This window comes from Kosakonia sp. CFBP8986, from assembly GCF_034044935.1.
In the GTDB taxonomy this organism is placed as follows: Bacteria; Pseudomonadota; Gammaproteobacteria; order Enterobacterales; family Enterobacteriaceae; genus Kosakonia; species Kosakonia cowanii.
In genome coordinates this window covers 59,134-82,180 of the sequence record NZ_JAXCXB010000011.1, presented here as the reverse complement: position 1 = coordinate 82,180, position 23,047 = coordinate 59,134, and the positions used below count along the sequence as shown (strand labels likewise).

At 56.8% G+C, this 23,047-nt stretch carries 23 protein-coding genes and 5 tRNA genes; 21 read left to right on the top strand and 7 right to left on the bottom strand.

Annotation, left to right across the window (positions count from 1 at the left end):
• Window positions 1–43: 43 nt before the first annotated feature.
• A complete protein-coding gene (gene norR, locus SOM48_RS20180; protein WP_320512880.1) occupies window positions 44–1,558 on the top strand; it encodes a nitric oxide reductase transcriptional regulator NorR in 1,515 nt (504 codons plus the stop codon).
• Here the strand turns inward: norR and gutQ are convergent.
• From gutQ to srlA, 7 genes are all read right to left on the bottom strand, one after another.
• Window positions 1,555–2,520: an arabinose-5-phosphate isomerase GutQ gene (gene gutQ, locus SOM48_RS20175; RefSeq protein WP_076769113.1), complete on the bottom strand. Its 966-nt coding sequence runs from the start codon at window positions 2,518–2,520 to the stop codon at window positions 1,555–1,557. The two genes, norR and gutQ, sit on opposite strands and share 4 nt — an antisense overlap.
• Entirely contained in the window at window positions 2,513–3,286 is a 774-nt protein-coding gene (gene srlR, locus SOM48_RS20170) for a glucitol operon DNA-binding transcriptional repressor SrlR (protein ID WP_042714694.1), read from the bottom strand. Before srlR ends, gutQ begins: the two co-directional genes overlap by 8 nt.
• Window positions 3,287–3,353: 67 nt before the next feature.
• Complete coding sequence (gene gutM / locus SOM48_RS20165) at window positions 3,354–3,713, bottom strand: transcriptional regulator GutM (protein ID WP_312202679.1); 360 nt, start codon at window positions 3,711–3,713, stop codon at window positions 3,354–3,356.
• Window positions 3,714–3,949: 236 nt separating this feature from the next.
• Window positions 3,950–4,729 (bottom strand): sorbitol-6-phosphate dehydrogenase, encoded by a 780-nt coding sequence (gene srlD / locus SOM48_RS20160; RefSeq protein ID WP_054804638.1) that lies wholly within the window; start codon window positions 4,727–4,729, stop codon window positions 3,950–3,952.
• Window positions 4,730–4,746: 17 nt separating this feature from the next.
• Window positions 4,747–5,109, bottom strand: coding sequence for a PTS glucitol/sorbitol transporter subunit IIA (gene srlB, locus SOM48_RS20155; RefSeq protein ID WP_320512879.1), 363 nt, complete (start codon window positions 5,107–5,109; stop codon window positions 4,747–4,749).
• Between the two features lie 10 nt (window positions 5,110–5,119).
• Entirely contained in the window at window positions 5,120–6,079 is a 960-nt protein-coding gene (gene srlE, locus SOM48_RS20150) for a PTS glucitol/sorbitol transporter subunit IIB (protein ID WP_139965796.1), read from the bottom strand.
• The gene (srlA, locus tag SOM48_RS20145; RefSeq protein ID WP_023480559.1) at window positions 6,076–6,636 is read right to left on the bottom strand and encodes a PTS glucitol/sorbitol transporter subunit IIC; all 561 of its coding nucleotides are present in this window, start codon (window positions 6,634–6,636) and stop codon (window positions 6,076–6,078) included. The genes srlE and srlA overlap by 4 nt, the downstream gene beginning before the upstream one ends.
• A gap of 268 nt (window positions 6,637–6,904) precedes the next feature.
• On the opposite strand from srlA, the gene mltB reads away from it, so the two are divergent.
• The 20 genes from mltB (at window position 6,905) to SOM48_RS20045 (ending at window position 23,017) form a co-directional block, all read left to right on the top strand.
• A complete protein-coding gene (gene mltB / locus SOM48_RS20140; protein WP_042714684.1) occupies window positions 6,905–7,987 on the top strand; it encodes a lytic murein transglycosylase B in 1,083 nt (360 codons plus the stop codon).
• 226 nt (window positions 7,988–8,213) lie between these two features.
• Window positions 8,214–8,876 (top strand): metal ABC transporter ATP-binding protein, encoded by a 663-nt coding sequence (locus SOM48_RS20135; protein ID WP_128482270.1) that lies wholly within the window; start codon window positions 8,214–8,216, stop codon window positions 8,874–8,876.
• The gene (locus SOM48_RS20130) at window positions 8,873–9,736 is read left to right on the top strand and encodes a metal ABC transporter permease (protein WP_320512878.1); all 864 of its coding nucleotides are present in this window, start codon (window positions 8,873–8,875) and stop codon (window positions 9,734–9,736) included. The genes SOM48_RS20135 and SOM48_RS20130 overlap by 4 nt, the downstream gene beginning before the upstream one ends.
• Before the next feature lie 11 nt (window positions 9,737–9,747).
• Window positions 9,748–10,626: a metal ABC transporter substrate-binding protein gene (locus SOM48_RS20125; protein ID WP_320512877.1), complete on the top strand. Its 879-nt coding sequence runs from the start codon at window positions 9,748–9,750 to the stop codon at window positions 10,624–10,626.
• 186 nt (window positions 10,627–10,812) lie between these two features.
• Window positions 10,813–11,310 (top strand): nicotinamide-nucleotide amidase, encoded by a 498-nt coding sequence (gene pncC / locus SOM48_RS20120; protein WP_054804649.1) that lies wholly within the window; start codon window positions 10,813–10,815, stop codon window positions 11,308–11,310.
• A gap of 90 nt (window positions 11,311–11,400) precedes the next feature.
• A complete protein-coding gene (gene recA, locus SOM48_RS20115; RefSeq protein ID WP_023480527.1) occupies window positions 11,401–12,465 on the top strand; it encodes a recombinase RecA in 1,065 nt (354 codons plus the stop codon).
• Window positions 12,466–12,532: 67 nt separating this feature from the next.
• Complete coding sequence (gene recX / locus SOM48_RS20110; RefSeq protein ID WP_320512876.1) at window positions 12,533–13,048, top strand: recombination regulator RecX; 516 nt, start codon at window positions 12,533–12,535, stop codon at window positions 13,046–13,048.
• A gap of 130 nt (window positions 13,049–13,178) precedes the next feature.
• A complete protein-coding gene (alaS, locus tag SOM48_RS20105) occupies window positions 13,179–15,809 on the top strand; it encodes an alanine--tRNA ligase (RefSeq protein ID WP_320512875.1) in 2,631 nt (876 codons plus the stop codon).
• Window positions 15,810–16,047: 238 nt separating this feature from the next.
• On the top strand, window positions 16,048–16,233 hold the full coding sequence (csrA, locus tag SOM48_RS20100) for a carbon storage regulator CsrA (protein ID WP_023480680.1): 186 nt from the start codon (window positions 16,048–16,050) through the stop codon (window positions 16,231–16,233).
• A gap of 337 nt (window positions 16,234–16,570) precedes the next feature.
• Window positions 16,571–16,663: transfer RNA gene (locus SOM48_RS20095), tRNA-Ser, on the top strand.
• A 4-nt stretch (window positions 16,664–16,667) separates the two neighbouring features.
• A tRNA-Arg gene (locus tag SOM48_RS20090) sits at window positions 16,668–16,744 on the top strand.
• A 52-nt stretch (window positions 16,745–16,796) separates the two neighbouring features.
• Window positions 16,797–16,873: transfer RNA gene (locus SOM48_RS20085), tRNA-Arg, on the top strand.
• Window positions 16,874–16,922: 49 nt separating this feature from the next.
• Window positions 16,923–16,999 (top strand) — tRNA-Arg (locus SOM48_RS20080).
• A gap of 183 nt (window positions 17,000–17,182) precedes the next feature.
• Window positions 17,183–17,259: transfer RNA gene (locus SOM48_RS20075), tRNA-Arg, on the top strand.
• Window positions 17,260–17,609: 350 nt separating this feature from the next.
• Complete coding sequence (gene yqaB / locus SOM48_RS20070; protein ID WP_320512900.1) at window positions 17,610–18,176, top strand: fructose-1-phosphate/6-phosphogluconate phosphatase; 567 nt, start codon at window positions 17,610–17,612, stop codon at window positions 18,174–18,176.
• A complete protein-coding gene (locus SOM48_RS20065; RefSeq protein WP_023480519.1) occupies window positions 18,173–18,601 on the top strand; it encodes a YqaA family protein in 429 nt (142 codons plus the stop codon). The genes yqaB and SOM48_RS20065 overlap by 4 nt, the downstream gene beginning before the upstream one ends.
• 80 nt (window positions 18,602–18,681) lie before the next feature.
• Window positions 18,682–20,226, top strand: coding sequence for a glutamate--cysteine ligase (gene gshA / locus SOM48_RS20060; RefSeq protein ID WP_139965809.1), 1,545 nt, complete (start codon window positions 18,682–18,684; stop codon window positions 20,224–20,226).
• 154 nt (window positions 20,227–20,380) lie between these two features.
• On the top strand, window positions 20,381–20,896 hold the full coding sequence (gene luxS, locus SOM48_RS20055; protein WP_023480587.1) for an S-ribosylhomocysteine lyase: 516 nt from the start codon (window positions 20,381–20,383) through the stop codon (window positions 20,894–20,896).
• A 277-nt stretch (window positions 20,897–21,173) separates the two neighbouring features.
• Complete coding sequence (locus SOM48_RS20050; protein ID WP_023480542.1) at window positions 21,174–21,545, top strand: hypothetical protein; 372 nt, start codon at window positions 21,174–21,176, stop codon at window positions 21,543–21,545.
• Window positions 21,542–23,017: an FKBP-type peptidyl-prolyl cis-trans isomerase N-terminal domain-containing protein gene (locus SOM48_RS20045; RefSeq protein ID WP_320512874.1), complete on the top strand. Its 1,476-nt coding sequence runs from the start codon at window positions 21,542–21,544 to the stop codon at window positions 23,015–23,017. Before SOM48_RS20050 ends, SOM48_RS20045 begins: the two co-directional genes overlap by 4 nt.
• Window positions 23,018–23,047: the final 30 nt, after the last annotated feature.

Below are 23,047 nucleotides of genomic sequence, written 5' to 3'. Positions count from 1 at the left end.
TCAATATGACACTATGCATTGTCAAAATGACAGTGAGGTCAGAATGAGTTTTTCACTGAATGTGCTGGCGGGCATCGCCATCGAGCTGCAAAGCGGGATAGGTCACGCGGATCGTTTCCAGCGGCTGATTACAACTCTGCGTCAGGTGCTGGCGTGCGATGCCTCGGCGCTGCTGCGCTACGAGGCGCGGCAGTTTATTCCGCTGGCGATCGATGGGCTGGCGCAGGATGTGCTCGGGCGGCGCTTTACCCTTGAAGGCCACCCGCGGCTGGAAGCGATTGCCCGCGCTGGCGATGTGGTGCGCTTTCCCGCCGACAGCGATCTGCCCGATCCCTATGATGGCTTGATCCCCGGCCAGGAGAAACTCAAGGTGCATGCCTGCGTCGGCCTGCCGCTGTTTGCCGGGCAAAACCTGATTGGCGCGCTGACACTTGATGGCATGTCGCCGGATCAGTTTGACGCCTTCAGCGATGAGGAGCTGCGGCTGGTCGCCGCGCTGGCGGCAGGCGCGCTTAATAACGCGTTGCTGATTGAGGAGCTGGAGCGGCAGAACATGCTGCCCGGTGCGCCCGCGGCGTTTGAACAGGTCGCGCGCAGCGAGATGATCGGCCTGTCGCCGGGGATGGTGCAGCTGAAAAAAGAGATCGCCATCGTTGCGCCTTCGGATCTCAACGTGCTGATTGGCGGCGAAACCGGCACCGGTAAAGAGCTGGTGGCGAAAGCAATCCATGAAGCCTCGCCGCGCGCCGACAAGCCGCTGGTGTATCTCAACTGTGCCGCGCTGCCGGAGAGTGTCGCCGAGAGCGAACTCTTCGGCCATGTGAAAGGGGCCTTTACCGGAGCCATCAGCAACCGCAGCGGCAAGTTCGAAATGGCCGATAACGGCACGCTGTTTCTCGATGAGATTGGTGAGCTTTCGCTGTCGCTACAGGCGAAGCTGCTGCGCGTGTTGCAGTATGGCGATATTCAGCGTGTCGGCGATGACCGCAGCCAGCGCGTCGATGTGCGGGTGCTGGCCGCCACCAACCGCGATCTGCGTGAAGAGGTGGTCGCCGGACGGTTTCGCGCCGACCTCTATCACCGCCTGAGCGTCTTTCCCTTACAGGTGCCGCCGCTGCGCGACCGGGGCGAGGATGTGGTGCTGCTGGCGGGCTATTTTTGCGAGCAGTGCCGCCTGCGTTTTGGCCTCGGGCGCGTGGCGCTAAGCCCTGCTGCGCGCGGGCATTTGCAGCGCTACGGCTGGCCGGGAAACGTGCGTGAGCTGGAGCATGCCATCCACCGCGCGGTGGTGCTGGCGCGCGGTACGCAGCATGCCGGGGATATCGTGCTGGAAGCGCATCACTTTGCCCTGAGCGATGAACCCGTGCCGCCGGCAAAGCCGGTAAGCGTGCCGTTAAGCGGGCAAAACCTGCGCGAAGCGACGGAGGCGTTCCAGCGCACACTTATCTCCCGTGCGCTTGAGGAGAGTGGCGGCAAGTGGGCCGCCTGCGCCAGAGCGCTGGAGATGGACGTCGCCAACCTGCACCGGCTGGCGAAGCGTCTTGGGCTGAAGGCCTAGAGAATACCGGCCTGGTAAAAGTCCTGCAGGTTGATGGCACCGACCAGTTCACCTGCATCATCCACTACCGGCGCGGCGGCGATTTTGCGCTGCATCAGGCGCTCTTTGGCATCCACTGCGCGGCTGCTGGCGTCAAGGGTAATGCCGCCCGGCGTCATCGCCTCGCTGACCACCGCAGTTAATGCGCCGCCCGCCACCAGCCAGCGGCGCAGGTCGCCATCCGTAAACACCCCGTGCACGTGGCGCCCGGCGTCGCAGACTGCTACCAGACCCAGCCCGGTGCGGCTCAGCTCCAGCATTGCGTCCATCACGCTGCTGGTCAGCATCACCTGCGGCACCTGATCTGCTTTACGCATCAGATGATGCACTTTGTTCAGCAGCCGTGCGCCCAACGCGCCCGCAGGATGCGAGCGGGCAAAGTCCTCTTCGTCAAAGCCGCGCGCCTGCATTACTGCAATCGCCAGCGCATCGCCCATCATCAGCGTATTGACGGTGCTGGACGTCGGGGCGAGGTGCATTGGGCAGGCTTCACGCTCAACGGCGATATCGAGCACCGCGTGGGCGGCAAGCGCCAGCGGCGAACGCGGTTTACCGGTCATCGCCAGCAGCGTGACGGCTTTTTCATCGAGACGCGGCAGGATCAGATCCAACTCTTTTGCCGAGCCGGAGTAGGAGATAAACAGCATCACATCGCGGCTCTCGATCATGCCGAGATCGCCGTGCAGCGCCTCTGCCGGGTGGACAAAAAAGGCCGGGGTGCCGGTGCTGGCGAAGGTGGCGGCAATCTTCTTGCCGATATGCCCGGATTTACCGATCCCGGAGACGATCACTTTGCCTTTGCAGTTCAGCACCGTTTCAGCGGCGCGAACGAAATCGTCGCCGAGGCGCTCCGGCAGGCGGCTTGCTTCCTGTAGCTCCAGCAGCAGCGCCTGGCGTGCGGCGTTAATAAAAGAGTCACGCATTTTCTTCTCCGGCAATAATCACATCGATTCCTTTCTCTTCCAGCGCGGCGCGAACGTCCGGCGGGATCCCGGCGTCGGTAATCAGCTTATCGACGCTCTCAAGGCTACAGACAATATTGGGGCTTTTACGACCAAACTTGGAGGAGTCCGCCATCAGGATCACCTCGCGGGCGGCGTTGCACATCGCTTTGCTGACGGTGAAGACCTCGTTAAAGGTGGTCACCCCGGCGTTGAGATCGATGCCGTCGGTGCCCATAAACAGCTTGTCGAAGCTGAACTGCTCAAAGGCGTTCTCCGCCAGCTGGCCGTGGAAGGAGGCCGATTTTTTACGGAATGTGCCGCCGGGCATCAGGATGGTCTGTTCGTTATCCAGCTCTGAAAGGGCGTTAACGATATGCAGGCTGTTGGTCATCACGGTGATGTTATTGAAGTGGCTGAGCAGCGGCACCATTTGCAGCACCGTGCTGCCCGCGTCGAGGATAATCGAGTCGCCGTCGTGGATGTAGCCAACGGCTGCTTCGGCAATCAGCCCTTTCTGCACGGTGTTGATCAACGTTTTGTGATCGATGGGCGGATCGGCCTCGTCTTTATTTAGCACCACCCCGCCGTAGGTGCGGATCACCGCGCCGGACTGCTCCAGCGCGACCAGATCTTTGCGGATGGTTGTGCCGGTGGTATCAAAGTGGTGTGCCAGCTCTTCAACAGAACACTTTCCCTGCTTCTGAAGATGCTCAAGAATTGCCGCCTGACGCTGACGTGGTTTCATAGGCGAAGATATCCTGCGTTACGTTGCGAAATGATAATTTCGCAAGCTATTAGCGTTCACAACGAAATTATCCATGTTTCATTTTAAGCGCCAATGATAGAGCATTCTGACAGCCCGGATCATGGGGAAAGATCACATCGGGCTCTAATTCCTCTCTTTTTACGCCGATTAAGCGCTCAATTTTGCGCGGGCGGGCAAAAACCGTCAGGCCGCGCATCAGTAACGTGTCGCTGACGCGATCGTGTTGATCGAAGGCCACCGCCAGCACCACGCGCGGTTTAAAGCGCCCGCCCGAGCGACCAACGCCGACGCGCCCGCGCTGGCACAGCGCGTCGAAAGCTTTATTGAACTGGCGGATTTGCCAGCCGCCAAGCGCCAGTTGGCTGAGCCAGGCGATAACGGCGAGAGTGATAAGGGATGAAACCATCGGTGTCTCCTTTGAATGCGATACCACATAACGGCATCAGGCGTTGGTGCGGGCTGTTTGCCGGATGGCGGCTGGCGCCTTATCCGGCCTACAAAACCGCAGCGCCATCAGGCGTTGGTGCGGGCTGTTTGCCGGATGGCGGCTGACGCCTTATCCGGCCTACAAAACCCAGGTCTACATAAATCACTGAACCCGTAGGCCTGATAAGCGCAGCGCCATCAGGCGTTGGGGCCGAATCAGAACATCACCTGACCGCCGGTGACGTTGATTGACTGGCCGGTACAGTAGGAGGCTTTCGGGCTGGCGTAAAACATCAGCACGTTCAGCACATCCTGATAATCGCAGCCGCGCTTCAGCGGCACTTTATCAACGTAATGCTGCTCCACTTCCTCTGCCGGAATGCCAAGCTTGCTGGCATATTGCGGGATCAGCGACTGGAACATTGGCGACTTCAGCAGGTTGCCGAGCATCAGCGAGTGCACGGTAATGCCATACTCCGCCAGATCCAGCGCCAGGGATTGCGTCAGCCCGACGCCGCCGAACTTCGCCGCGCTGTAGCCGGAGTTGTGCTTGCTGCCCACTTTGCCCGACTTAGAGTTGATCTGAATAATGCGCCCCTGGATGCCGTCGCGGATCATCAATTTGGCGAACTCGCGGGCGCAGAGGAAATACCCCACCAGGTTGACCTGCAGCGAGCGGTCAAAATCCCCCAGCGCGAAGTCGCTGATAAACGCCGCTTTGGCGATCCCGGCGCTGTAGACCAGCAGATCGGCACGGCCAAAAATCTCATCGACGCCGCGCGCCAGCGCCAGCACACTCTGCTCGCTGGTGGCGTCGGCACCAAAGCCATAGGCCATCCCTTCGCCATACTCGCTGTTAATTTCATTAGCGACCGTCGCCGCTTTATCACTCTGAATATCGACAACCGCCACGCGGTACCCTTCTGCGGCAAGCCCACGGCTGAGGAACGCCCCGAGGGTCTGTCCTCCACCAATGACAACGGCAACCTGTTTCATACTCTTCTCCTTAGACCTTAAGCGACAAATTTTAAAATGCAGCCCGGCGCGATAGCGTCCGGTACCGGGCCGGCGACGTGCACCGTGCCTGGAAACTCCGCCTGCGTCTGCCCATCGAAACGCAGGGTGATATGGCCCAGCTCGCGCAAATTCTGCTCGGCGACCTCGCCGACGGCAGTCACGGGGTAGTGTTTTTCACCGAGGGTAAACTGCGCGCCCGGCAGCAGCGTGCCGCAGAGCGGGCCGTGGTTATGGATAAAACAGAACTCGGCGACATCGGCAGGCGCGCCCTCCCGGAAGGTGATCAGCATGTTGTCACTGAGCGCCTCCGGTGCGCTTTCGCCAATTTCAGTTATGGTGGTTTGATAGATAACAGTCATTCATCACCTCTTATTGATAGATAAAACCGGAGACAAACCAGGCGATCAGCACCGTTGGCGCACCGGTTAAAAAGCGGCTCACCAGCACGGAAGGGACGCCGACGCGTACCGTTTCCTGGCGGGCTTCAGCCAGCGACAGGCCAACGGGAATAAAGTCGCAGGCGGCCTGGGCGTTAATGGCGAACAGTGCCGGCAGCGCAAGGTGCGGAGGGATATGCCCCTGGCCTATCTGCACGCCAATCAGCACGCCAATGACCTGAGCGATAACCGCCCCCGGGCCAAGAAAAGGCGAGAGCAGCGGGAAGGAGCAAATCAGCGCCAGCGTCACCAGCCCAAGTGGATGGCTGGCTAGCGGCGCGAGGCCGTGAGCGATCCAGTCGCCCAGCCCGGAAGCCATGATGATGCCGATCAGCGCCGAGACGAAGGCCATAAACGGCAGGATGGTTTTCAGCACCGTATCAATGGTGTCGCGACCGGCCTGGAACAGCACCGCCACCGCCGAACCCATGCCCATGCCAACTTTCGCCAGCAGGCCGTCGCTCTGCTCGGTGATCTTTTTCGTGGTGTCGTAATCCCGTGGCTGGGGCGCGCTGGTAGCCGGAGCGTCACCCTGCAGCCGGATGTTCTCCTCTTTCACCCCGGAGACATAGATATCCTCAAGGATGTATTGCGCGAGCGGCCCTGACTTGCCCGTCGCATGAATATTGACGGTCGGAATGCGGCGTTTGGGGTAGATGCCGCAACGCAGGGTGCCGCCGCAGTCAATCACCGCCACACCGATCTCCTCTTCGGGTGGTTCGCCCTCTTTAAAGCCGTCCACCGCCTGCCAGCCGGTCAGCTGCGCCAGTTTGTCGACGATAGCCGGACGCGTGCCCGCGGTGATATAGACGATCTTCTTTTCGCTGCTGGCATCGATCTCCAGCGGGCCGCCCCAGCCGCCGGCACCTTTTTCAATAATGATTCGACTCATGATTTTGCTCCGGCGAGGTGAACCTCTTGTGCAAGCTGAATGCCCATTTTTCGCTCAAAAATGCGGGTGGTGAGGTCGGTTACCCAGCCACGGAAGAAGTTGGTCACCAGGCCTACCAGCAGGTAGCTCACCGCCAGCGGACCGAGGGGTAAGCCGAGCGTAGTAAGGCCGCTGGCGATACCGAGGTAGACAAACAGCTCGCCGGGGTTGATATGCGGGAAGAGGCCGTTCATCGAGTGGCAGCTATAGGACGCGGCGGCATAGTAGCTCGGCTTGTATCTCTCCGGCATAAAGCGCCCGAGGCTTAGCGTCATCGGGTTACAGAACACAAATGTGCCGATGCAGGGCAGCAGTAAGTAGCGAGCGATCGGGTTGCCCGCGCAGCGCTGGGCAAGTTTTTCAATGCGGTGTTGGCCAATAAAATTAATCAGCGCGTTCATGATCACCAGCAGGCTTATCAGCAGCGGCAAAATACCGGTCACCATGCCGGTAAAGACCTCACCGCCTTTCTGAAACAGCCCGATGAACCATTCGGCACCATGCGTGATGGTTTCCATTGTTCTCTCCTGTAGGGGTTTTGTTATGTCACCGGGCGCTATCATAATCATGATGAAAGGTCTTAATGTGTTATTTAGATCTAACTATGAAAGAAAAAATGATCATTTTGAAAGTTTTTGCGAGGTGCTTCGGTTTTAAATGAATGAAAAGGGGAGGGGATACAGGGGAAATGCGATCCTCTACGCAGGTGATGCCGCGCTTCCTTGTCGGCGGGGAAATGCTTTACCATACTTGCCCCCTGGCTGAATTCGTTTAAGTGGATATCCCATGTTGAAGCGTTGTTACGCGGCGTTATTGCCCGCGTTTGTTGTGCTCTGTGCCTGTAGCAGTAAACCCCCGCTCGCTGAAGCTCCCCAGACCGTGTCGCCCGCGCCATCGGGCGGCTTTCTGCTTAAGCCACAACATGAGGTGGTGATGAGCGGCGGCGACTTTGCCAATAACCCCGCGGCAGAGCGCTTTATTGATGCGATGGTGAGCAAGCATGGATTCGATCGTCAGCAGCTGCATGAGATCCTCTCGCAGGCGAAACGTCTTGATTACGTATTGCGCCTGATGGACAAACAGGCGCCGACGACCGCGGGCCCAACCGGGCCAAACGGTGCGTGGCTGCGCTACCGCAAGCAGTTCATCACGCCGGATAACGTGCAGAACGGTGTCGCTTTCTGGAACCAGTATCAGGATGCCCTTGATCGCGCATGGCGCGTCTACGGCGTACCGCCGGAAATTATCGTTGGCATTATCGGCGTGGAAACGCGCTGGGGCCGCGTGATGGGCAAAACCCGCATCCTCGATGGGCTGGCGACGCTGGCCTTTGACTACCCGCGTCGTGCGGACTACTTCGCCAGCGAGCTGGAGACCTTCCTGCTGATGGCGCGCGATGAGAGCGACGATCCGCTGGAGCTGAAAGGCTCTTTCGCCGGTGCAATGGGCTACGGCCAGTTTATGCCGTCGTCCTATAAGCAGTACGCGGTGGACTTCAACGGCGACGGCCATATCAACCTGTGGGATCCGGTGGATGCGATTGGCAGCGTGGCTAACTACTTCAAACAGCACGGCTGGGTGAAGGGCGATCAGGTTGCGGTTCCGGCTAATGGCCAGGCACCGGGTCTGGAGAACGGCTTTAAAACCAACTACAGCCTCGGACAGCTGGCGGCGGCGGGTCTGACACCGCAACAGCCGCTGGGCGATCATCAGCAGGCGAGCCTGCTGCGCCTCGATGTCGGCACCGGGTATGAGTACTGGTACGGTTTGCCGAACTTCTACACCATCACCCGCTATAACCACAGCACCCACTACGCGATGGCGGTCTGGCAGCTTGGCCAGGCAGTGGCGCTGGCGCGTATTCAGTAAATTGCTTTCCCCTCCTGCGGGAGGGGATTGAAACATTTCGACGCACTCCCGTTACGCTCCGCGATTTACATCATTATCACTACAGCTTATTGTTACGTTATAACATATGAGGTGTGTGAATGATTCCCGTAACCCTTTTCTCCTTTTCCGCTGCGAGCCGCCTGCTGCTGGCGGCAGGGCTGTTGCTGCTGCTTTGGCTACTGACTGATTGGGCGGTTGCGCTGCCATGATGGAACTGGACCACTTGGTTGCTGGCTATGATCGGCTGGCGATAACCCCGGCGCTGTGCGGCACGCTGGCGCGCGGCAGCATGACGGCGATTGTCGGTGCCAACGGCTGCGGCAAATCGACACTACTGAAAACCCTGGCGGGATTTTTACCCCCGGTCAGCGGCGTGCTGCGCTGGAAGGGCGCGCGGCCAACCATTGGCTGGCTGGCGCAGCGCCACGCGCTGGAGGCGCAATTTCCCCTGACGGTGCAGGAGGTGGTCAGTATGGGCTGCTGGCCACGCATCTCCCTGTTTGCTGGCCTGAACCGCGATGCGCGCAAACGCGTGGCGCAGGGGCTGGAGCGTGTCGGGCTTGCGGAGATGGCTGGCGAGACCATCGACACCCTCTCTGGCGGCCAGTTTCAGCGCATGCTGTTTGCCCGCATCTGGGTGCAGAACGCGCCGCTGGTGATGCTCGACGAACCTTTCACCGGCATCGATGAAGCGACGTCGCAGCTGCTGATGGAGCAGATGGTGGATATGCACCGCGCCGGGCAGACGCTGCTGGCGGTGCTGCACGATAGCGCGCGCGTGACGCGCTACTTTCCGCAGACGCTGCGGCTGGATGAGAAGCAGGCGCAGTGGGGGGCGACGCTGAGCCTTGAGGAAAACTGCGCATGATCTGGCATCTCTTTTTCCAGCCCTTTATCGAATACGGGTTTATGCGCCGCGCGCTGGTGGTCTGCCTTGCGCTCTCTGTCAGCACCACGTCGCTCGGCATCTTTTTGCTGCTACGACGCATGAGCCTGATGGGTGATGCGCTATCCCACGCCATCCTGCCCGGCGTCGCGGTGGGCTACCTGCTGAGCGGCATGTCGCTGCTGGCGATGAGTGTCGGCGGGTTTATTGCCGGGATTGCCGTCGCGCTGGTGGCGGGGTGGGTTAGCCGCCGGACGCCGCTAAAAGAGGATGCCAGCTTTGCCGGTTTCTACCTTGGCTCGCTGGCGCTGGGCGTGACGCTGGTATCACTGCGCGGGTCGAATGTCGATCTGCTGCACCTGCTGTTCGGCTCAATTCTCGCGGTGGATCGCGACGCGGCGCTGTTTGTCGCAGGGGTTTCCAGCCTGACGCTAATTACCCTTGCCGTCTGTTATCGCGGATTGGTGAGTGAGGCGTTCGACAGCGCCTTTTTACAGGTCAACGCACCGCGCGTGCCGGGCATGCTGCACGGGCTATTTCTGGCGCTGCTGGTGCTCAATCTGGTGGCCGGGTTTCAGGTGCTCGGCACGCTGATGGCGGTGGGGGTGATGATGCTGCCCGCCGTGGCAGCGCGCTGCTGGGCACGAACCTTACCGCGCCTGTTACTGCTGGCTGCGGCGATTGGCGCGCTCTGCGCCTGGCTCGGCTTAAGCCTGTCGTGGCTGGCGGGACTGCCTGCCGGCCCGGCGATTGTGCTGACTGCCAGCCTTATCTTCTTTTTATCCATCTTATTCGGCACGCGCAGCGGGCTGGCAAACAGCCTGCGCGCGCTTTTTACATAAAGGGGAAAATAATGAAACGTACAGGAGTGATTCTGGCGCTGGCGCTCGGGTTGATGGCGCAGAGCGCAGTGGCAAAAACCATCAACGTGGTGACCAGCTTTTCGATATTGGGCGATATCACCCGCCAGGTGGGCGGAGATCATGTAAAGGTGACCTCGCTGGTCGGGCCGGATGGCGATCCGCACACCTTTGAGCCTTCGGCAAAAGATAGCGCGCTGCTTAATAATGCGGATGTGGTGGTGGTCAACGGGCTTGGGCTGGAAGGTTGGCTCGACAGGTTAGTGAAAGCCTCCGGTTTTAAAGGCCAGCTGGTGATCGCCTCTGACGGTGTGCAAACCCATACGCTGGAGGAGGATGGTGCGACGGTCACCGATCCTCACGCGTGGAACAGTGCCGCGAATGGTGCGCTTTATGCACAAAATATTCTCAAGGCGCTGGTGAAAGCCGACCCGGCGGATGAAGCGGCGCTTAACGCCTCGGGACAGCGCTATATTGAGCAGGTGAAAGAGATGGATAGCTGGGCGAAAGAGCGCTTCAGCGCCATTCCGCAGGCGAAACGCAAAGTGCTCACCAGCCATGACGCCTTCGGCTACTTTGCCCGCGCGTATGGCGTTGAGTTTATGGCACCGCAGGGGCTCTCATCGGAAAGCGAGGCCAATGCATCGCAAGTGGCGGCGCTTATCAAACAGATTAAAGCCGATGGCGTGAAAGTGTGGTTTATGGAGAACCAGCTCGATCCGCGTCTGGTAAAACAGATCGCGAATGCCACCGGCGCGCAGCCGGGCGGCGAGCTCTACCCTGAAGCGCTGAGCGCAAAAGGGGGCGTGGCGGATACCTATCAGAAAGCCTTTCGCCACAATGTGGACACCATCGCCAATAGCATGAAGTAATCCTGCGCGGATAACCTGTAAACTGCCCGGTGACGCGACGGCGCACCGGGCTTCTCCTCACCACGTCCCCGCTATATCACACTGCTTTTTTCGGAAGTCGCCTCGTAAAATTGCCATCCCATCCCCATATTTGACGGGAAAGTGCTATCTTTCACGCCACGGTTTAATGGAGGCATGGGAGCCATCATGACGGACAGTGAATTAATGCAGCTGAGCGAGCGCATTGGTCTTGCGCTAAAGGGGCGCGGCGCGACGCTAACCACCGCTGAATCCTGCACCGGCGGTTGGGTTGCGAAAGTGATTACCGATATCGCAGGCAGCTCCGCCTGGTTTGAACGCGGGTTTGTGACCTACAGTAATGAAGCGAAAGCGCAAATGATCGGCGTGAAAAGCGAGACGCTGGATGCGCACGGCGCAGTGAGCGAGCCGGTAGTAGTCGAGATGGCGATTGGTGCCCTGAAAGCCGCGCGCGCTGACTATGCGATTTCGATTAGCGGCATCGCCGGGCCGGATGGCGGCAGCGAAAGCAAGCCTGTTGGCACCGTCTGGTTTGGGCTTGCCTGCGTTAACGGAGAAGGGATTACGCGGCGCGAATGCTTCCAGGGAGACCGTGAATCGGTGCGTCGTCAGGCGACCGCCTATGCACTTACGACCCTCTGGCAACATTTTCTACAAAAGGCTTGATACTGTATGACTATACAGTATAATTGCCGCAACAAATCAGTTATTCACCACGGGGCGTAACGCGCTTCACTCTGCATGACAGGAGTAATAATGGCTATCGACGAAAACAAACAAAAGGCGCTTGCAGCTGCACTGGGTCAGATCGAAAAGCAATTCGGTAAAGGCTCCATCATGCGTCTGGGTGAAGACCGCTCCATGGATGTAGAGACTATCTCTACCGGCTCACTCTCTCTCGACATCGCGCTGGGCGCGGGCGGTCTGCCAATGGGCCGTATCGTCGAAATTTACGGGCCTGAGTCGTCCGGTAAAACCACCCTGACTCTGCAGGTTATTGCTGCGGCGCAGCGCGAAGGTAAAACCTGTGCGTTTATCGATGCGGAACACGCGCTGGATCCGGTATATGCCCGCAAACTGGGCGTTGATATTGATAACCTGCTCTGCTCCCAGCCGGATACCGGTGAGCAGGCGCTGGAAATCTGTGACGCGCTGGCGCGCTCCGGCGCGGTTGACGTGCTGGTGGTCGACTCCGTTGCGGCGCTGACGCCGAAAGCGGAAATCGAAGGCGAAATCGGCGACTCTCACATGGGCCTCGCGGCACGTATGATGAGCCAGGCGATGCGTAAGCTGGCCGGTAACCTGAAGCAGTCCAATACGCTGCTTATCTTCATCAACCAGATCCGTATGAAGATTGGTGTAATGTTCGGTAACCCGGAAACCACCACCGGTGGTAACGCGCTGAAGTTCTACGCTTCCGTTCGTCTCGACATCCGCCGTATCGGCGCGGTGAAAGAGGGCGATGTGGTTGTCGGTAGCGAAACCCGCGTGAAGGTTGTGAAAAACAAAATCGCGGCACCGTTTAAACAGGCTGAGTTCCAGATCCTCTACGGCGAAGGCATTAACTTCTACGGCGAGCTGGTCGACCTGGGCGTGAAAGAGAAGCTGATTGAAAAAGCGGGCGCCTGGTACAGCTACAACGGCGACAAGATTGGTCAGGGTAAAGCGAATGCTACCTCCTGGCTGAAAGAGAACCCGGCTGCAGCGAAAGAGATCGAGAAGAAGCTGCGCGAAATTCTGCTCAGCAACCAGACTGCGACGCCAGAGTTTACCGTTGACGACAAAGACGCGGGCGTTGAAGAAACTAACGAAGATTTCTGATAACGTTATCCGTAATCAAGGGCTGCTGATGCAGCCCTTTTTGTTTTTATGGTGACAGGATCTTACGATGTCCGATAACTCCTCTTCTGATAACACCTCCCGCCGCAGCGCCATGGCGCGCTTACGCGATCGCGCTATGCGCATTCTGGCGATGCGCGACCACAGCGAACTTGAGTTTCGCCGCAAGCTCGCAGCACCCATCATGACGAAGAAGGGCCCCGAAGCGGTTGACGCGACGCCGGAAGAGATCGATCAGGTTGTGGCGTGGTGCATAGAGCACCACTTTCTCGACGACAGCCGTTTTGTCCGCCAGTTTATCGCCAGCCGCGCGCGCAAAGGGTATGGCCCGGTGCGTATTCGCCAGGAGTTGAACCAGAAAGGCATCGCCCGGGAGACCAGCGAAAACGCCATGCGCGAATGCGAGATTGACTGGGTGAGCAGCGCCCGCGATCAGGCGCAGCGCAAATATGGCGAGCCGTTGCCCACTGAATTTGCTGCAAAAGTGAAAGTGCAACGCTTTCTGCTCTATCGCGGCTTTATGCAAGAAGATATTCAGGAAATATGGCGAAATTTTGCCGACTGAGCGCATACGGGATTTTACTTCCCACTAAAGAAAACTTATCTTATTCCCACTTTTTCCAGTAGCGGATGCGTCTGCCATGCGATGGCGATGGTCCGCTACCACATTTCGTTAGCTTGATTTCAGGATAATTATGAGCAAGAGCACCGCTGAGATCCGTCAGGCGTTTCTCGATTTTTTCCATAGCAAGGGACACCAGGTAGTTGCCAGCAGCTCCCTGGTACCGAATAACGACCCGACTCTGCTGTTTACTAACGCCGGGATGAACCAGTTCAAGGACGTTTTCCTTGGGCTCGACAAACGTAATTATTCCCGCGCAACCACGTCGCAGCGCTGCGTGCGTGCAGGTGGTAAACACAACGACCTGGAAAACGTCGGTTACACCGCACGTCATCACACCTTCTTTGAAATGCTGGGCAACTTCAGCTTCGGCGACTACTTCAAACATGATGCTATCCAGTACGCATGGGAACTGCTGACCGGTGAAAACTGGTTCAAGCTGCCGAAAGAGCGTCTGTGGGTGACGGTGTACGAAACCGACGATGAAGCATACGAAATTTGGGAAAAAGAGGTCGGTATCCCGCGCGAACGTATTATTCGTATCGGCGATAACAAAGGCGCAGCGTATGCGTCTGACAACTTCTGGCAGATGGGCGACACCGGTCCGTGTGGCCCCTGCACCGAGATCTTCTACGATCACGGCGACCACATCTGGGGTGGCCCGCCGGGCAGCCCGGAAGAGGATGGCGATCGCTATATCGAGATCTGGAACATCGTCTTTATGCAGTTCAACCGCCAGGCCGATGGCACCATGGAGCCGCTGCCGAAGCCGTCCGTAGACACCGGTATGGGCCTGGAGCGTATTACAGCTGTGCTGCAGCACGTGAACTCCAACTATGAAATCGATCTCTTCGCGAAGCTGATCCAGCAGGTCGCGAAAGTGACCGGCGCAACGGATTTGAGCAACAAATCTCTGCGCGTTATCGCTGACCACATCCGCTCTTGCGCCTTCCTGATTGCGGACGGTGTGATCCCATCGAATGAGAACCGCGGCTACGTGCTGCGCCGCATCATTCGCCGCGCGATTCGTCACGGCAACATGCTTGGCGCGAAGGATACCTTCTTCTATAAACTGGTTGGCCCACTGATTGAAGTGATGGGTTCCGCCGGGGAAGAGCTGCAGCGCCAGCAGGCGCAGGTTGAGCAGGTTCTGAAAACCGAAGAAGAGCAGTTTGCACGTACGCTGGAGCGCGGTCTGGCGCTGCTGGATGAAGAGCTCTCTAAACTGCAGGGCGACACGCTGGATGGTGAAACCGCCTTCCGCCTGTACGACACCTACGGTTTCCCGGTCGATCTGACCGCGGACGTTTGCCGCGAGCGCAATCTGAAAGTTGATGAAGCGGGCTTCGAAGCGGCAATGGAAGAGCAGCGCCGTCGCGCACGCGAGTCGAGCGGCTTTGGCGCAGACTACAACGCGATGATCCGCGTTGATAGCGCAACAGAATTTAAAGGCTACGACCAGCTGGAGCTGAACGGCAAAGTGACCGCGCTGTTTGTCGATGGCAAACAGGTTGAGTCGATTGCTGCCGGCCAGGAAGCGGTTGTCGTGCTTGATGAGACCCCGTTCTATGCGGAATCAGGCGGCCAGGTTGGCGATAAAGGCGAGCTGAAAGGCAACGGCTTTACATTCGCCGTCCTGGATACGCAGAAGTATGGTCAGGCGATTGGTCATATCGGCAAGCTCAGCAGCGGTTCGCTGAAAGTGGGCGACGGCGTGAAAGCGGAAGTTGACGAAGCGCGTCGCGCCCGTATCCGCCTTAACCACTCTGCCACCCACCTGATGCACGCCGCGCTGCGTAGCGTACTTGGTACGCATGTCGCGCAGAAAGGGTCGCTGGTGAATGACAAAGCGCTGCGTTTTGACTTCTCCCATTTCGAAGCCATGAAGCCGGCGGAAATCCGCGCGGTGGAAGATATGGTGAATGCGCAAATTCGTCGCAACTTGCCGATCGAAACCAATATCATGGATCTCGAAGCGGCAAAAGCGAACGGCGCAATGGCGCTGTTTGGCGAGAAGTATGAAGATCGCGTTCGCGTGCTGCAGATGGGGGATTTCTCCACCGAGCTTTGCGGCGGGACGCACGCTTCGCGCACCGGTGATATTGGTCTGTTCCGCATTGTGTCTGAATCCGGCACCGCGGCGGGCGTGCGTCGTATCGAAGCCGTCACCGGCGAAGCGGCGATTGCCAGCCTGCATGCGCAGAACGATCAGCTACAGGATATTGCTCAGTTGCTGAAAGGCGACAGCCAGAATCTCGGCGACAAAGTGCGTTCAGTGATTGAACGTACGCGTCAGCTGGAAAAAGAGTTGCAGCAGCTTAAAGCACAGGCAGCAGCGCAAGAGAGCGCAAACCTCTCCGGTAACGCGATGGACATCAACGGCGTTAAGCTGCTGGTGAGCGAGCTGGAAGGTGTCGAGCCGAAGATGCTGCGTACCATGGTGGACGACCTGAAGAACCAACTCGGCGCTTCGGTTATCGTTCTTGCCACTGTTGTTGAAGGTAAAGTTTCTCTCATCGCGGGCGTCTCTAAGGATGTGACTGACCGCGTTAAAGCAGGGGAACTGGTAGGAATGGTCGCCCAACAGGTTGGGGGCAAAGGCGGTGGACGTCCGGACATGGCGCAAGCCGGTGGTACCGATGCGGCCGCGCTGCCTGCTGCTCTCGCCAGTGTTAAAGATTGGGTAAGCGCTAAACTGTCATAATTACAAAGCGAACGCACAAGCCATAACCTTGAGGTTATGGCTTTGTTGCCACTACGCTATTGATAACGAGAAAGTCAGGTTGAAGTTGTGTATATCGGCTAAACTTACGTCTACAGAATGTAATGCCATGGCTGCTTGCATGTTATGAGTTTGTCATCGCTTATATTTTTGCGTTGTATGACGGATAATGCCGGGATACAGAGAGACCCGACTCTTTTAATCTTTCAAGGAGCAAAGAATGCTGATTCTGACTCGTCGAGTTGGTGAAACCCTCATGATTGGGGATGAGGTCACTGTGACTGTATTAGGGGTGAAGGGTAACCAGGTGCGCATTGGCGTAAACGCCCCCAAAGAAGTATCGGTCCATCGTGAAGAGATCTACCAGCGTATCCAGGCTGAAAAATCCCAGCAGTCCAATTTCTGATGCCATTATGCGTCTCGCGGTTGTTAGGCGAGACGCAACCCTCCCGTCGATTCTCCCGCTTCTCTGTCTCATTTTTATTGCAGATTTCCTGCATCTGATACTTTCTCGCGCCATTTTTGTTTATCACGCATGCGTAATGTCATGCCTGCCAGGCCGTGAATTTTTGCTGATAAAACATCCTATTTGCCCTTTTTAGCGCCTAATTGCCTGCGAAGTGTGCAAACGATTCAGGGCTGGGAAAAATTGTTTGACTTATAAGTCCCAGAAAGTAATATGTGCGCCACGCAGCGACGATGAGCTCTTAACGAACTCTTCGAAGCACTCGTAAGAGGCGTGTGGTGAGGTGGCCGAGAGGCTGAAGGCGCTCCCCTGCTAAGGGAGTATGCGGTCAAAAGCTGCATCCGGGGTTCGAATCCCCGCCTCACCGCCATTTTGCATCCGTAGCTCAGCTGGATAGAGTACTCGGCTACGAACCGAGCGGTCGGAGGTTCGAATCCTCCCGGATGCACCATCTTCAGTGAAAAGCAGTTTTCGCTTTTCATCGTTAAAGTAGTAATCCTGATGCATCCGTAGCTCAGCTGGATAGAGTACTCGGCTACGAACCGAGCGGTCGGAGGTTCGAATCCTCCCGGATGCACCATCTCAATGAAAAAGCAGTGTTGCTTTTCATCGTAAGCAGTAATCCCGATGCATCCGTAGCTCAGCTGGATAGAGTACTCGGCTACGAACCGAGCGGTCGGAGGTTCGAATCCTCCCGGATGCACCATCTTCTGCGAGATAACAGCGAGTCTGTTTTCTCAGGGGTAGCGGGCCTAACCGCGAGCACCAGGGAGGATAGCGTTGCTTCAGCAACGACCCGAAGGGCGAGGCAAAGCCGAGTCATCCTCCCGGATGCACCATCTCAATGAAAAAGCAGTGTTGCTTTTCATCGTAAAGCAGTAATCCTGATGCATCCGTAGCTCAGCTGGATAGAGTACTCGGCTACGAACCGAGCGGTCGGAGGTTCGAATCCTCCCGGATGCACCATTCTCTGCGAGATAACAGCGAGTCTGTTTGCTCAGGGGTAGCGGGCCTAACCGCGAGCACCAGGGAGGATAGCGTTGCGTCAGCAACGACCCGAAGGGCGAGGCGAAGCCGAGTCATCCTCCCGGATGCACCATATTTTCCAGTATTATACTTATCCCCTAATACTGCTTATCCTGAATAATCCTCATACCTTCCTACTTTCTCTCGAAAAGCATCATCCTCACAACTCCCACACTTTCGACGAAATTCTGCCCAAAATCATATTCCCTGAAGCTAATCTCGCGCTGGATGCGACAAAAAGCCTTGTTTACGTTAAAGTAAATGTTAGTTATCCGGTTTGTGAGAACATGATGTACGCACGTTACGCTGGTTTGATTTTTGATATGGATGGCACCATCCTGGATACTGAACCAACCCACCGCAAAGCCAGGCACGAGGTGCTGGCGCGTTACGGCATGCATTTTGACGAACAGGCAATGGTCGCGCTGAACGGCTCGCCAACCTGGCGTATCGCCGAAGCCGTTATCAAAGAAAACCAGGCCGATCTTGATCCCCACTTACTTGCCCAAGAGAAAACCGCAGCCGTAAAAGCGATGCTGCTCGATTGCGTGCGCCCGTTACCGCTTATCGACGTGGTAAAAGCGTGGCACGGGCGTCGCCCGATGTCGGTTGGCACCGGAAGTGAAAGCGCCGTTGCTGAAGCGCTGCTGGCGCATCTCGGTCTGCGACACTATTTTGATGCGGTAATTGCCGCCGATCACGTTCAGCACCATAAACCCGCACCGGATACCTTTTTACTCTGCGCCGAACGTATGGGCGTGCAGCCGTCGCAGTGCGTGGTATTTGAAGATGCCGACTTCGGCCTGCAGGCGGCGCGTGCGGCCGGTATGGACGCAGTGGATGTCCGCGTATTGTGAGCGATGCGCTGTCGCTTCTTTCACTGTTCGCCAGCAGTTTTCTCAGTGCCACGATTTTACCGGGCAACTCGGAAGTGGTGCTGGTCGCCATGCTGTTGGCGAAAGTCAGCCAGCCCTGGTGGCTTGTTGTAATAGCAACAATGGGTAATAGCCTTGGAGGGCTGACTAACGTTATTCTTGGGCGCTTCTTCCCGCAGCGTAAAGCATCGCGCTGGCAGGAGAGGGCGACCGGCTGGCTCAAACGTTACGGTGCCGCGGCGCTGTTATTGAGCTGGATGCCTGTTATAGGCGATCTGCTGTGCATACTTGCGGGATGGCTACGCCTTTCGTGGGGGCCAGTGCTCTTTTTTTTATGCCTTGGCAAAGCGTTACGCTATGTGGCTCTCGCCCTCGTAACGCTTCAGGGTATGACGTGGTGGCACTAATTGGATTGCGTGAGTGACCTTTCATCGTCAACCATTACAATTATGCTTAATAAAACGATTATTACAGGCGGGAGGTCAATTTGATCCCGGACGTATCACAGGCGTTGTCCTGGCTGGAAAAACATCCTCAGGCGCTCAAAGGCATCCAACGTGGCCTTGAGCGCGAAACCCTGCGCGTTAACGCGGATGGGTCTTTGGCGACAACCGGTCACGCGGCAGCGCTTGGCTCTGCATTAACTCATAAATGGATTACGACGGATTTTGCCGAAGCGCTGCTGGAGTTTATCACCCCGGTTGAGGGTGATATTGACCGCATGCTGACTATCATGCGCGACATCCATCGCTATACCGCCCGCCAGATTGGCGATGAGCGTCTCTGGCCGCTGAGCATGCCCTGCTACATCAAAGAGGGGCAGGAGATTGAGCTGGCGCAGTACGGCACCTCAAATATTGGTCGCCTGAAAACCCTCTACCGCGAAGGGCTGAAAAACCGCTATGGCGCGCTGATGCAAACCATCTCCGGCGTGCACTATAACTTCTCGCTGCCGATGGCGTTCTGGCAGGCGAAAAGCGGCAGCACCGATAAAGAAGCGGTCTCGGAGGGCTATTTCCGCCTGATCCGCAACTACTATCGCTTCGGCTGGGTCATCCCTTATCTTTTCGGTGCCTCACCGGCTATTTGCTCCTCCTTCCTGCAGGGCAAAGAGACGTCGCTGCCCTTCGAGAAGATGCACAACGGCATGCTCTATCTGCCTTATGCCACGTCGCTGCGCTTAAGCGATTTGGGCTATACCAATAAGTCGCAGAACAGCCTCAATATTACCTTCAACAATCTTCACGATTACGTGGTAGCGCTGAAACGCGCGATCAAAACGCCGTCGGAAGAGTACGCGAAGATCGGTTTGCAGAAAGAGGGTAAGTATCTGCAAATCAACACCAACATCCTGCAGATCGAAAATGAGCTCTACGCGCCAATTCGACCGAAACGCGTGACCCGCAGCGGCGAAACGCCGTCGGATGCGCTGCTGCGCGGCGGCATTGAATATATCGAAGTGCGCTCGCTGGATATCAACCCGTTCACCGCGATTGGTGTTGATGAGCAGCAGGTGCGTTTCCTCGATCTCTTTATGGTCTGGTGTGTGCTGGCCGATGCGCCGGAGATGAGCAGCGATGAACTGCTCTGTACGCGCACTAACTGGAACCGCGTGATCCTCGAAGGCCGTAAGCCAGGCCTGACGCTCGGTATAGGCTGTGAAACCGCGCAATACCCGCTCGCCGATGTCGGACGCGATCTGTTTAACGATCTGAAACGGGTAGCGCAAACGCTGGATGGCGTGTACGGTGGCAACGAGTATGAAGCGGTATGCGATCAGCTGGTCGCCAGCTTTGACGATCCTGAACTGACCTTCTCGGCGCGTATTCTGCGCTCGATGATTGATGAAGGCATGGGCGGAACAGGTAAAGCGCTGAGCGAGCAGTATCGTTCGCAGCTGCGTGAAGAGCCGCTGGAAATTCTGCATGAAGAGGATTTTATTGCTGAATGCCGCGCTTCACTGGCGCGCCAGGCGGAGATTGAAGCCGGGGATAATGAATCGTTTGAAGCGCTGCTTGCGCGTCACGCATAGCAGAAAAGAAAAAGGCCACATCTCTGTGGCCAAAATTTCATCTCTCGAAGAACAGGGATGATGATAACAAATGCGCGTCTTTCATATATTCAGACTCGCACGCGAACAAAGAGTTCAGTTTATTTTAAAAAAAATCACTGTCGGAGGTGACTAAATGCCGTTACTGGATAGCTTCACTGTCGATCACACCCGTATGGAAGCGCCTGCAGTCCGTGTTGCTAAAACAATGAACACGCCGCACGGCGACGCCATCACCGTATTCGACCTGCGTTTTTGCATTCCTAATCAAGAAGTTATGCCGGAGAAAGGGATCCACACGCTGGAGCACCTCTTCGCTGGCTTTATGCGTAACCACCTCAACGGTGATGGCGTAGAAATTATCGATATTTCGCCGATGGGTTGCCGCACCGGCTTCTACATGAGCCTGATCGGTACGCCGGATGAGCAGCGTGTCGCTGATGCCTGGAAAGCGGCGATGGCTGACGTGCTGAAAGTCAAAGAGCAGAACCAGATCCCTGAGCTGAACGTTTACCAGTGCGGTACATACCAGATGCACTCGCTGGAAGAGGCGCAGGAGATCGCGCGTCACATTCTCGATCGCGATGTGCGCGTTAACAGCAATGATGACCTGGCTCTGCCGAAAGAGAAGTTGCAGGAACTGCATATCTAGTTCGCCATGCCGCTTTCTGGTTAACAGGAAGCGGCATTATTATATGCCCTCATATTTATAAGAAAGTTTTTATACATTATTTCTATTTAATTCTTTTAATTATTACCTGCGCTTAATATATAAATAATATCCTCACTGTCGCCACGCCTTCTTATTGTTATTTCAATCTTGCCATGATAGTTTGCACCGCACGTCGCTATTAGGCGAACGTGTTACCTTCTGTATTTATTTTCTGCATCTATTTCAGTGAAAAGAATGCCTGAATAACGAGGATATTATGCGGCGCTCACCCATCTCTTACTTATGTCTCTCTTTTTGTCTCTCACTCACATTAACCGGCTGCGTTAAATCAAAAGCACCCGCGCTGGTGCAGGACGCGCCGCAGAAGCAGGAGACACAGCAGTGCTATGAACTGCTTACCGCCCTGCAGGGGCTCGACAAAACGGCATTTGAAACTTACAAACAGCAGTTCACCACCCTCAATCAAAGTTATGAAGTCTACAAAAAAAATCAGCCGATTATTGATAACAACTCGGCGGAAATAATGAAGACGGAAATTGATAACAAAATTGAAGTTGTTTGCTCGCGCGTACGCAGCGCGGTATTCGTTAACATGTCCCGGCGCGCAAATGCACTGAAACAGTTATGAGAAAATTATTATATTCGTCAGCTGTATTGCTATCAGCTATTTCATCCTCCGGGGTTCGTGCCGATCCGGCTGCATTACTTGAGCAGTTAAATAAAGAGAAGATTATCGCCGTTACTCCTCACTCTCCGTTTATTAACGATCGGCTTTCGGCGCAGCCGAACGCGACGCCTGCCCCACCGGTTGAGGTGCAGAGTAAGGCGAAAGAGAGTGAGGCGAAGCGTGAGGAAGTCGCTCAGCTAAAGCGTAAGCTCGCGTTAGCGCAACGCCAGATCGCCGCGCTGAAGAAAAAGCAGCACGCCACAGCGGTTGTACTGCCCGCTAAGCAGGACACAGTGGCAAAAGAGAGTGCATCGTTAAAACAGCAGTTGCAGACCCATATTCAGCAGCTTGCCGAAACGAAGCAGAAGCTTGCCGATGAGAGCGACGCGCTAAAACGTCTGCGAGATGAGAAAAGCCAGCTCGAACAGCAGCTCAAGGCCAGCCAGCAGCAGCTGGCGCAGACGAGCCAGAAGCACGCCGATGACACGCAAGCGCTACAGGCGTTTCGCACAGCAAACAGCGAACTGCAGCAGCAGGTGAAAGCCCAGCAGCAGCAGCTGGAGGCGCTGGAAAAGCAGGGCCAGCAGCACACCGCCGCGCCGTTGCAAAACGCGGAGCAGGTGAAGCAACTCACCCAGGCCAAAGAGGCGATAATCAGCAAGCTTGATCTCGCCACAAAGCAGGTCAGCGACCAGGCCGCGCGTATCGCCACGCTGGAGGCGCAGCTCAAGCAGCGCACAGAGGAGAAAGCGCAGGCTGAGCAGAAGAGTGCAGCGGCGTTAGCGCCGCAAAAAGCGCAGAGCCGCTATCTGCTGACAGAGAACAGATCGCCCGCCGCCAGAATGAACTACGCCTGGGGCGCCTGGTTTGCGGCGAAAGCGCAGCAGGAGAGCGTCACGCTGACCCACTCCGGGCAAAAATATCTGCCAGAGGCGTTTTTGCAGGGCTTTCAGGATAAGTTCGCCGGCAGCCTGCAGATGAAGAGCGACGATATCGAAAAGGTGCTGCAAAGCCTGAATAAAAAGATGGGCGATGCGCAGAAAAACGAGTTGGCGCAGAACCGGAAACAGGCACAAAACGTGCTGGCCGAGGCGGCAAAGCTGAAAGGCGCTGAGCGCACTGCCAATGGCATCATCTATCTGGTGGAGAAGAAAGGGCAGGGCGTGGCGCTGCTGTCTGGTGATGTGATCCGCTTTCGGGTTGATGAGAAGCTGAGTTCCGGCAAGGTGCTGTCGCGCGGTGCGGTACACAGCGGGCGAATTAGCGAGCTGCCGCCGCTGATGCGTGCAGGGATTGAAAAAGTGGTGGTCGGGGGGCGGATTCGAATCTATACCCCCGCCGAGCTGGCATACGGCGAGCAGGGGATCCCGGGCATGGTGCCACCGGGCGTGGCGTCGATTATGACGCTTGAGATCCTCGGTATCGTGAAATAAAAAAACGCCTCCCTGCGGAGGCGTTTTTAT

What these genes read in the sequence shown, in the direction of transcription:
- luxS (WP_023480587.1), top strand. Translation starts at nt 20,381, where the DNA reads ATGCCGTTACTGGATAGCTTCACTGTCGATCACACCCGTATGGAAGCG.
- gutM (WP_312202679.1), bottom strand. Translation starts at nt 3,713, where the DNA reads ATGGTTTCATCCCTTATCACTCTCGCCGTTATCGCCTGGCTCAGCCAA.
- srlR (WP_042714694.1), bottom strand. Translation starts at nt 3,286, where the DNA reads ATGAAACCACGTCAGCGTCAGGCGGCAATTCTTGAGCATCTTCAGAAG.
- srlB (WP_320512879.1), bottom strand. Translation starts at nt 5,109, where the DNA reads ATGACTGTTATCTATCAAACCACCATAACTGAAATTGGCGAAAGCGCA.
- pncC (WP_054804649.1), top strand. Translation starts at nt 10,813, where the DNA reads ATGACGGACAGTGAATTAATGCAGCTGAGCGAGCGCATTGGTCTTGCG.
- yqaB (WP_320512900.1), top strand. Translation starts at nt 17,610, where the DNA reads ATGTACGCACGTTACGCTGGTTTGATTTTTGATATGGATGGCACCATC.
- norR (WP_320512880.1), top strand. Translation starts at nt 44, where the DNA reads ATGAGTTTTTCACTGAATGTGCTGGCGGGCATCGCCATCGAGCTGCAA.
- SOM48_RS20045 (WP_320512874.1), top strand. Translation starts at nt 21,542, where the DNA reads ATGAGAAAATTATTATATTCGTCAGCTGTATTGCTATCAGCTATTTCA.
- srlE (WP_139965796.1), bottom strand. Translation starts at nt 6,079, where the DNA reads ATGAGTCGAATCATTATTGAAAAAGGTGCCGGCGGCTGGGGCGGCCCG.
- gutQ (WP_076769113.1), bottom strand. Translation starts at nt 2,520, where the DNA reads ATGCGTGACTCTTTTATTAACGCCGCACGCCAGGCGCTGCTGCTGGAG.
- mltB (WP_042714684.1), top strand. Translation starts at nt 6,905, where the DNA reads ATGTTGAAGCGTTGTTACGCGGCGTTATTGCCCGCGTTTGTTGTGCTC.
- csrA (WP_023480680.1), top strand. Translation starts at nt 16,048, where the DNA reads ATGCTGATTCTGACTCGTCGAGTTGGTGAAACCCTCATGATTGGGGAT.
- recX (WP_320512876.1), top strand. Translation starts at nt 12,533, where the DNA reads ATGTCCGATAACTCCTCTTCTGATAACACCTCCCGCCGCAGCGCCATG.
- SOM48_RS20130 (WP_320512878.1), top strand. Translation starts at nt 8,873, where the DNA reads ATGATCTGGCATCTCTTTTTCCAGCCCTTTATCGAATACGGGTTTATG.
- SOM48_RS20125 (WP_320512877.1), top strand. Translation starts at nt 9,748, where the DNA reads ATGAAACGTACAGGAGTGATTCTGGCGCTGGCGCTCGGGTTGATGGCG.
- srlA (WP_023480559.1), bottom strand. Translation starts at nt 6,636, where the DNA reads ATGGAAACCATCACGCATGGTGCCGAATGGTTCATCGGGCTGTTTCAG.
- srlD (WP_054804638.1), bottom strand. Translation starts at nt 4,729, where the DNA reads ATGAAACAGGTTGCCGTTGTCATTGGTGGAGGACAGACCCTCGGGGCG.
- recA (WP_023480527.1), top strand. Translation starts at nt 11,401, where the DNA reads ATGGCTATCGACGAAAACAAACAAAAGGCGCTTGCAGCTGCACTGGGT.
- SOM48_RS20050 (WP_023480542.1), top strand. Translation starts at nt 21,174, where the DNA reads ATGCGGCGCTCACCCATCTCTTACTTATGTCTCTCTTTTTGTCTCTCA.
- SOM48_RS20135 (WP_128482270.1), top strand. Translation starts at nt 8,214, where the DNA reads ATGATGGAACTGGACCACTTGGTTGCTGGCTATGATCGGCTGGCGATA.
- alaS (WP_320512875.1), top strand. Translation starts at nt 13,179, where the DNA reads ATGAGCAAGAGCACCGCTGAGATCCGTCAGGCGTTTCTCGATTTTTTC.